This window comes from Saccharothrix sp. HUAS TT1, from assembly GCF_040744945.1.
Classification (GTDB): domain Bacteria; phylum Actinomycetota; class Actinomycetes; order Mycobacteriales; family Pseudonocardiaceae; genus Actinosynnema.
In genome coordinates this window covers 193168-200347 of the sequence record NZ_CP160454.1, presented here as the reverse complement: position 1 = coordinate 200347, position 7180 = coordinate 193168, and the positions used below count along the sequence as shown (strand labels likewise).

14 protein-coding genes are annotated in these 7180 nt (G+C 74.2%); all 14 read right to left on the bottom strand.

Features of this window, described 5'->3' with window-relative positions:
* Positions 1 to 31: 31 nt before the first annotated feature.
* A complete protein-coding gene (locus AB0F89_RS38805) occupies positions 32 to 745 on the bottom strand; it encodes a hypothetical protein (protein ID WP_367139531.1) in 714 nt (237 codons plus the stop codon).
* Positions 746 to 813: 68 nt separating this feature from the next.
* Complete coding sequence (locus tag AB0F89_RS38800) at positions 814 to 1044, bottom strand: hypothetical protein (RefSeq protein ID WP_367139530.1); 231 nt, start codon at positions 1042 to 1044, stop codon at positions 814 to 816.
* 38 nt (positions 1045 to 1082) lie between these two features.
* Positions 1083 to 1277 carry a hypothetical protein gene (locus AB0F89_RS38795; RefSeq protein ID WP_367139528.1) on the bottom strand — a complete coding sequence of 65 codons (195 nt, stop codon included), beginning with the start codon at positions 1275 to 1277 and terminating at the stop codon, positions 1083 to 1085.
* A gap of 96 nt (positions 1278 to 1373) precedes the next feature.
* The gene (locus AB0F89_RS38790) at positions 1374 to 2291 is read right to left on the bottom strand and encodes a DUF5131 family protein (RefSeq protein WP_367139526.1); all 918 of its coding nucleotides are present in this window, start codon (positions 2289 to 2291) and stop codon (positions 1374 to 1376) included.
* A gap of 2 nt (positions 2292 to 2293) precedes the next feature.
* Positions 2294 to 3121, bottom strand: a complete 828-nt coding sequence (locus AB0F89_RS38785; RefSeq protein WP_367139524.1) for a hypothetical protein — start codon at positions 3119 to 3121, stop codon at positions 2294 to 2296.
* A complete protein-coding gene (locus tag AB0F89_RS38780; protein ID WP_367139522.1) occupies positions 3118 to 3564 on the bottom strand; it encodes a hypothetical protein in 447 nt (148 codons plus the stop codon). The genes AB0F89_RS38785 and AB0F89_RS38780 overlap by 4 nt, the downstream gene beginning before the upstream one ends.
* A gap of 39 nt (positions 3565 to 3603) precedes the next feature.
* Complete coding sequence (locus AB0F89_RS38775; protein WP_367139520.1) at positions 3604 to 3792, bottom strand: hypothetical protein; 189 nt, start codon at positions 3790 to 3792, stop codon at positions 3604 to 3606.
* 33 nt (positions 3793 to 3825) lie between these two features.
* Entirely contained in the window at positions 3826 to 4425 is a 600-nt protein-coding gene (locus AB0F89_RS38770) for a hypothetical protein (RefSeq protein WP_367139518.1), read from the bottom strand.
* Entirely contained in the window at positions 4422 to 4964 is a 543-nt protein-coding gene (locus AB0F89_RS38765) for a hypothetical protein (RefSeq protein WP_367139516.1), read from the bottom strand. The genes AB0F89_RS38770 and AB0F89_RS38765 overlap by 4 nt, the downstream gene beginning before the upstream one ends.
* Positions 4961 to 5545, bottom strand: coding sequence for an SsgA family sporulation/cell division regulator (locus AB0F89_RS38760; RefSeq protein WP_367139514.1), 585 nt, complete (start codon positions 5543 to 5545; stop codon positions 4961 to 4963). Before AB0F89_RS38760 ends, AB0F89_RS38765 begins: the two co-directional genes overlap by 4 nt.
* Positions 5545 to 5859, bottom strand: coding sequence for a hypothetical protein (locus tag AB0F89_RS38755; RefSeq protein ID WP_367139512.1), 315 nt, complete (start codon positions 5857 to 5859; stop codon positions 5545 to 5547). Before AB0F89_RS38755 ends, AB0F89_RS38760 begins: the two co-directional genes overlap by 1 nt.
* Positions 5860 to 5961: 102 nt before the next feature.
* Complete coding sequence (locus tag AB0F89_RS38750; protein ID WP_367139511.1) at positions 5962 to 6387, bottom strand: hypothetical protein; 426 nt, start codon at positions 6385 to 6387, stop codon at positions 5962 to 5964.
* A gap of 169 nt (positions 6388 to 6556) precedes the next feature.
* Positions 6557 to 6754, bottom strand: a complete 198-nt coding sequence (locus AB0F89_RS38745; RefSeq protein ID WP_367139509.1) for a hypothetical protein — start codon at positions 6752 to 6754, stop codon at positions 6557 to 6559.
* Positions 6754 to 7164, bottom strand: a complete 411-nt coding sequence (locus AB0F89_RS38740) for a hypothetical protein (protein ID WP_367139507.1) — start codon at positions 7162 to 7164, stop codon at positions 6754 to 6756. The genes AB0F89_RS38745 and AB0F89_RS38740 overlap by 1 nt, the downstream gene beginning before the upstream one ends.
* Between the last annotated feature and the right edge of the window lie 16 nt (positions 7165 to 7180).

Here is a 7180-nt window from a genome sequence, read left to right as displayed (position 1 = left end):
TCGGCCCCGTGACCAGCGGGAACGCGTGTCGCTACGGCAGGGCGGCGGGCATCCGGTCCGCCGACGCGGCCTCCTCGGCGAGCCCGGCCGCCGCGCTGCGCGCCTCGTCCGCGGTGAGCATCAGCGCCAGGTCGGGCCCGAACCTCGACAGGTCCCACTCCACGACCGGGGTGCCGTTGACGTGCGCCACGCGCATCGTCCTGCGGGCCTCGCCCGGGTCGACGTCGTCGCGGCCGATCGGGCGCGGCGGCCGGCCCTCGTTCCAGCCGCCGAACCCGCTGCGGGCGAGGTCGACGAACGCGGGGTACTCGGCCTCGGCCAGCATCCGCACCATGCGGTCGATGACGAAGTCCTTCTGGTCCGCGGTGAGCGCCGCGCCCCGGTAGTGCTGGTGCTCCAGGGCGAGGTCGAGGGCGCGGACGATGCGCCCCAGCAGCTCGTGCGCGGGCGGCACGTCCGGCTCGTCGTCGGGCGCCCCGGGCGACACGACCCGCTCGACCACCGGGCCGATCGCGAGGTCGTCCTCGTCGAGTTCCTGCACGAAGATCCCGAACCGCCGCCGGCGGCCGGTCCCGGGGTCGTCGTCGGCGCGCACGGTCACCATCGCGTGGTCCAGGCCGACGTCGACGCTGTAGGCGATGCCGGGCGGCTGGTGGCCGTCGCGCAGACCTGCGGCGAGGTCGGCGGCGACGTCGAACGCGGTCAGCACGGTGAATTCGTCGGTGGGTCGGTCGGTGGGTGGCACGGGTGCTCCTGAGGGTGTGGGCCGGGCGGAGGTGCCCGGCTGGAGTGGTGGTGACGGGCGATTCGTGGTCAGGCGAGGTACGGGCCGTCCGGCCGGTCGGCGCCGTGGTGCTTGGCCAGCGCGCCGACCATGTGGACCAGGGAGGCGATGAGCATGTTGGTGGTGTCGCCGCTCGCGGGCGCGTCGTGCAGCAGCCGCATCGACTGCTCGTAGTGCTCCTGGCCGGTCTCGGGCACGGAGTTGCCGAGGGTGTCGACGTACAGGTTGGCCGGTTCGTCGTCGGGGTTGAGGTCGTTCACGGGATCGCTCCTGCTCTGCTCGGGTCGGGGGTGGCGGATCAGCGGCCGATGATGCCGGCGCGGTGGTCCTCGCAGTCGCCGACGGTGTGGGTGCCGCGCACCGTGCGGCAGCGGCAGGCGCAGGCGCGGAGCGCCTCCTCGTCGCTGACCGGCGCGGCGCGCGGGACGAACCGGGTGATCGGGCCGGGGGCGACGCGCCGACGGCGGGTCGCGGTGCCGGTGGTGGTGGACACTGGTGTGGCTCCTTCGGGAGTTCCGGGTCGGGGTCCGGCCGCTGTGCCCGCCAAGACGTGGCGGCCGGACCCCGCGCAACACGGGGATGGGTGCGCTCAGGACGCGAGCGCGAGGTGCGGGTACTGCCTCGGGTACGGGTGCGGCCACTCGGCCGGGTCCTCGCCCTTGCGGTCCTTGAGACCCCACTGGCGGGCCAGGACGGTGCCGGTCTGCTTGTAGAACACCGGCGCCCCGGCGGCGGCGTACTGCGCGAGCAGCCGGTCCGCCCACGCCTGCTCCATGCCGCGCACCACGTCGAGCGCGCCGGACTCGCCGCCGATCACGCCCCACGCCAGGCCGCGCCCGAACACGTCGAGCGCCGGTTCGCCCTCGCGGTGCCGCACGTCGGCCAGGTCGACTTCTTCCAGCAGCGGCTCGAACGACGCCCACAGCACCTCGCCGGGCGTGTCCAGCAGCGCAGGCAGCCGCTCGTCGGCGGACTTGCGGTCCTCCACCGACACCCCGACGTGCAGGTTGCGCAGCGGCCACACCAGGTCGGTGCGGTAGCGGCCGGCGGCGATCCCCTTGGCGACCTTGCGCACCGCGGCCAGCTCGCCCATCATGCGGGCGACCAGGGCGACGAACCGGTGCGACCGCAGCAGCGCCCGCTGCCGCGCCGGCCGCTTGGTCAGCGTCAGGTACGTGTGGTGCGGGGTCATCGCCATGACGGCGAAGGCCCGCGCGATCCACTCGACGCCGATCTCGCGGTGGTACAGGTCGGACATGGAGTTGACGAACCAGCGGGTCGGCTCGGCCACGCCGAACGGCGCCAGCTGCCGGTCGGGGTGGATGGTGACGCCGGTGGTCGCGCCGACCATGCGGCCGTCGCCGGGGTCGTCGAACCGGATGTGCTGCACCCGGAACGGCGTCGTCTTCTCGATGTAGCAGAAGCGGCAGCCTTCGGAGACCTTGGTGCAGCCGCTGGCCGGGTAGTTCCACGTCTGCCCGGCCCACGAGATCGGTGTGAGCCCCACGGCTACCCCGCCTTCCCGCAGCCGACCGCCCGGAGGGCGGCGAGCGCGGCGGCCCGGGTGCGCGGCGGCGCGTCGTCGGGATGCAGCGGCCCGAACGGCATCCACCAGGCGCGGGTCATGTCGTCGTAGGCGTCCTGGTTCCACCTGGGGACGGACATCACCGAGCCGATCAGGTCGCGCGCGGCCAGGGCGACGACCTCCAGGTTCCACTCGGTGGCGGGCAGGTTCGACGCCCACCACCCGCCGGGCAGGCCGCGGGCGTGCAGCGCCCGCACGGCGGTGTCCAGCAGCGCGGTCGCGTACCCGGCGCCCAGCTCCTCCCACTCGACGTCCAGGACGCGCCGGTAGAACGGGTGGTGGCCCTTCCCGGCCTGCCGCTGCCGCACCAGGTCGACGATCCGCTCGGCCTGCGGACCGAGCAGCGGCGCCAGGTCGGGCAGGAACCCGGTGATCCGCCATCCGCCGGACGCGCCCAGCGGGGTGGCCGGGTCGTCGACGAGCCTGCGGTCGGGCGGCTCCTCCTGGTTCTCGGGCCAGCACAGCGTGGCGTGCGGACGGACGGTGCCGACCGGGTCGACCAGGGCGATGCGCACGGAGGGCTGTCCGGCCGCGCCGAACAGCAGCGCGGGCAGTCCGAGGTCGTCGACCCGGGTCTCCAGCGACTCGGTCACCGGCAGGGCGCGCGGGTCGCGGGTCGCGGCGTGGGGCTGGTCGTCGTCGCCGAACTCGGGCAGCACGTCGCCGACGGTGAGCGCGTCGTCGGCGACGAGCAGGTGGTGCGGCTGCCCGCGGTGCGCGTAGGCGTGGTCGTCCACGCGGTGCCCGGTCATGTCGTCGGCCGCGCCGACCGGGAAGCCGGCGGCGTGCTGGTCGTGGGCCGCCCGGCCCGGGTCGTGGTCGTGGTGGTCGCGCCGGCGGCGGGCTTCGTCGTGGTGGTGGTGGCGGGGCGGGCGGGCCGGCCGGACTCGGCCTTCTTCTCGTCGAGGGTCTGCCGGTGCGGGCCGCGCAGCTCGACCCAGCCGGCCGGGCACGGCTCGCCCTCGGCCGGGGTGGTCTCGCCGACGGGGACCAGGACGACCCGCTCGTAGTCCTGGTCGGTGGACGACTCGCACGTCAGGGAGGTGACGCCTTCGCCGGTGAGGACGTCGTCGGCGAGCCACACGACGGACGCCGTGGTGGTGGCGGGCTGGGTGGTGCCCGCCGGGGTGGTGCCGCAGGCGACGGCGGCAGCGGCGGCAGTGCCGATGACGGCCGCGCGGAGCGTGCTGTTCATGGGTAGGTCTCGCTTCCGGGTTGGGGAAGGTGCCGGCGCTCAGGCGCCGACGATGTTGTGGCTCTCGTAGTGGGCCCACTCGTCGCGGGAGCTGTCCCACTCCTCGACGCGCACCGCCTGTCCGGCGTCGCGGGCCGGGTTGACCGCGGCGTACGCCGCGGTCTTGCTGCGGTACTCGGTGCGCTCGTCGTCGATGATCACGGCCCACGGCTTGGTGCGCTGTCCCACGGTGCTCCTCCTGGTCGGTTCGGGTCGGGGTGGTCAGGTCGGTTCGGGGGCGTCCGGCCGGGTCAGGGCGTGGACCTGGCGGGCGGAGAGCCGGCCGTCGCGGGTCAGGGCGTGCGCGACGCGGTTCATCGCCGCCCAGTGCTCGTCGACGAACGCGCGGGTGGCCGTGCGGGCGGTCGCGGCGGTGAGGGTCGCGGCGGGCAGCGCGAGCAGCTGCTCCACCTCGTCGCGGGTGTTCTGCACGTACGGGGAGCGGTGCACCAGGCGGCGCGCCCACCACAGCAGGCGGGCGCCCTCGATCTCCACCCGCCACCGCGCCTCGGCCTCGCGGCCCGCGCCGTTGACGACGATCCACTTGTCGGTGTCGGCGGGCTCCAGGTCGACCTCGCCGTGGCGGGGGGCGACCTCGGCGCGGCCCAGGACCCGCCACGTGCCGGCGCGGAACCTCGGCGGCATCTCCTCCAGTCGCAGCCACGCCTCGTGCAGCGGCAGGTCCTGTGCGGCCAGGGCGACGGCGTGCCCGGCGGTGTTCATCGCGGTGCGCGCCCATTCGACCTGCATGTCGGCGGCGACCACGGTGGCCGGGAACCCGTCCCCGTGGCCTGTGGCCTCGGCGCGGTGGTGGCGGCTCACATCAGCCCCCGCACGTCACCGGCGGTCAGCCGGCCGGACTCGGCCAGGGCGCGGCCCACCCGGACGACCGCCATCCACCGTCGGCCCAGCAGCTCGGCGGTGCGCGCCTGCGCGGTCTCGCGGATCAGCGTCGAGTGCCGGGAGCCCAGCAGGTCGCGGATCTCGTCGAGGTCGCCGCGCACGTACGGGGAGGCGGCGACCAGGCTGCGGGCGGTGCAGGCGAACCACACGCCCTCCTGCCGCATCCGCCAGCGCGCCTCGGCCTCCGGCCCCGCCATCGTGGCCACGATCCACGTGTCGGTGTCGGCGTCCTCGACGTCGACCTGCCCGCCGCCGGGGGCGACCTCGGCGCAGCCGCGCACGCGCCAGGAGTTCTCGCCGAACAGCTTCGTCACCGGCTCCAGGCGCACCCACACCTCGTGCAGCGGCAGGTCCAGCGCGGCCAGGGCGACGGCGTGTCCGGCCTCGTGGACGGCGGTGCGGATCCACTCCACCGCCATGTCGGCGGCCAGGACGTCGGCGGGCGTGGAGACCTTCACCACCGGCACCCCCCGGCGTCCCGCCCCGGCTCGTCGCGGTCGACGTCGGCGGGCGGCGCGGGCAGGTCGTCCGGGTCCGGCGCGGTCGGCGTGCCGCCGGCGGTCGCGTCACCGGGCCGGCGGTGGCCGGAGCGGTCGGGTTCGCCGGCGAGCACGGCGAACGGGAAGTCGCCACCGGCCCACTCGGCGGCGACCGGGACGATGTCGTAGGTGGCGGCCAGCAGCCGGCCGATCCAGGCGCTGTCGAGGTCCAGGCGGGCCCGCCCGGACGGCGAGCACAGCGTGAGGTGCAGCGTGTCGCCGTCCCAGGTGACGCGCACGTCGGCGTCGAGGTCGTCGTTGCCGTCGCACAGCGTCTGCCGCGCCAGGTCCCAGGTGCGGTGCACGCCGTTGCGCGGGTCGGTGAAGAAACCGCGCACCACGTAGGGCGCGGCCTGCGCCCACACGAACACGACATGGGTGCGGGCGCCGAAGCCGAGGTCGACCAGGCCGTAGACGCCGGTGACGACGTGGTCGCCGCGCGGGTCGTGGTCGACCAGCACGGGGCCGGGGCCGTTCTCGGGCTGGTGGTGGAGGCTCATCACGGCTCCCGGCGCTGGATCGTGACCGACGGCCGGTCCTCGCGGCCCAGCTCGGCGATGAGCAGGTTGAGCGCGGAGCGCGGGTCCAGGCCCGCGTCCTCGGTCAGGAACTCGTCGTTGCTCAGGACGTCGAACAGGTCGTCGGGCAGCGACGGGGTGTGGGCGTGGTCGGCCCAGGTGAGGCCGTGGCCGTCGTCGTGGGGACCGGGGTGGTTGCGGGTGCCGTCGAGTTCGGTGATGCACACGGCGAGGCCGTCTCGGGTGTCGGTGGTTGCTCCGCACTGGGTCATGGTCGCGTCTCCAGGGTGGTTCATCCGGTGTGCCTCATGGAGGTACTACTTACATCATACTTACATATAATGGAGGTACAAGGGGCGAAAGAGGCCGACCGGGACACGTCACCCGATCGGCCTGTCTCAGTCCTGTGCCGACCCCTGCTCGTCGGCGTCCTTCGGCGAACTCTTCCGGTTGGCGCCCTTCCGCGAACCCGGCCGGTCGTCGTCCTCCGGCTGGTCGGCGCTCGGGAACACGCGCAGCCTCAACAGCAGGTCGCGGTAGGTCTGCACCAGGTCCTCGTCGTCGCTGTCGCGCTTGCGCCCGATGTCGCCCTGGGAGGCGGCGCGGTTGAGTTGGATCTGGATGCCGCGCACGCCGATCCGGTCCGCCGGGATGCCGTTGGACCGGGCCAGGGCGCGGGCGGCCTGTTCGAGCGTGTACATGTACTCCACGTCCACGCGGACCCGCATCCGCCCGCCCCGGTCATGCGCCCGAAAGGACGGCAGCTTGTTGCCGGCCGCGTCGGTCGTCTTGCGGCGTTCGACGGCCATCGTCTCTGCTCCCATCGGTCTCTCCTGCATATGATGTAAGTGATATGGCGATCAGGCGTCAGGGTAGATGATCGTCGGCGAGTTTGACCAGACCTCATCGGCCCGCTTGTGCGGAATCACTCACGCGCGTCACAGGCCACCTGATCGGGCGTGCTCCGGACCGGTGCGATCGGCACACACATGATCACGAACCGTGAGCGGTCGAAGGCGGGATCGAGGTGGCACAACCGGTCGACGACGCCTCGACCAACAGCTCCACGCCCTTCGCCCCGTACTCGGCCGGGGTGTCCGCGATCAGGTCGGCAGCCACACCGGCAGCGCGTCCGGCGGCGTCGTGCGGGGCGCGGCACGCGGTGCGCCAGGCGCTGCGCGGATCGGGCATCACGACGTCGACCGCGCGCGGTGGTCGGGCGGCAGCGGCGCGAGCTCGTCGGGGTGCGCGGCCACCACCGTGTCGTCGTCGGGCAGCGGCGCCACCGCCACGTACGGGGGAGCCACGCGCACCTCCACGGCCCGGCCGCGCCACGCCGCCCGGTCGCCGGCGAACCACACCGGAGGCGGCGGCGCCTCGCCCAGGGCGTGCTCGTCCTGGCGGTGGATCGCGCCCATCACCGCGGCCAGCGCCTCGGGGTGGACGCGGATCAGCTCCAGCACCGCCGAGGTGGCGGCGTCGGCGGCCTGGTGGGTGCCGACGTTGTCCTCGAACCACTCGCGGACCAGGGTGACCCGCGGGTCCTCCGGGGCGGCCGGGACGGGCCCGGAGGGGTTCGGGGTGGTGTGGGTGTCGTTCACGTCGTCTCCGTGACGT

Bases quoted from the DNA above. Each gene is read 5' to 3' on its own strand.
- AB0F89_RS38780 (WP_367139522.1), bottom strand. From the start codon at position 3,564: ATGAACAGCACGCTCCGCGCGGCCGTCATCGGCACTGCCGCCGCTGCC.
- AB0F89_RS38750 (WP_367139511.1), bottom strand. From the start codon at position 6,387: ATGGGAGCAGAGACGATGGCCGTCGAACGCCGCAAGACGACCGACGCG.
- AB0F89_RS38760 (WP_367139514.1), bottom strand. From the start codon at position 5,545: ATGAGCCTCCACCACCAGCCCGAGAACGGCCCCGGCCCCGTGCTGGTC.
- AB0F89_RS38785 (WP_367139524.1), bottom strand. From the start codon at position 3,121: ATGACCGGGCACCGCGTGGACGACCACGCCTACGCGCACCGCGGGCAG.
- AB0F89_RS38755 (WP_367139512.1), bottom strand. From the start codon at position 5,859: ATGAACCACCCTGGAGACGCGACCATGACCCAGTGCGGAGCAACCACC.
- AB0F89_RS38745 (WP_367139509.1), bottom strand. From the start codon at position 6,754: ATGCCCGATCCGCGCAGCGCCTGGCGCACCGCGTGCCGCGCCCCGCAC.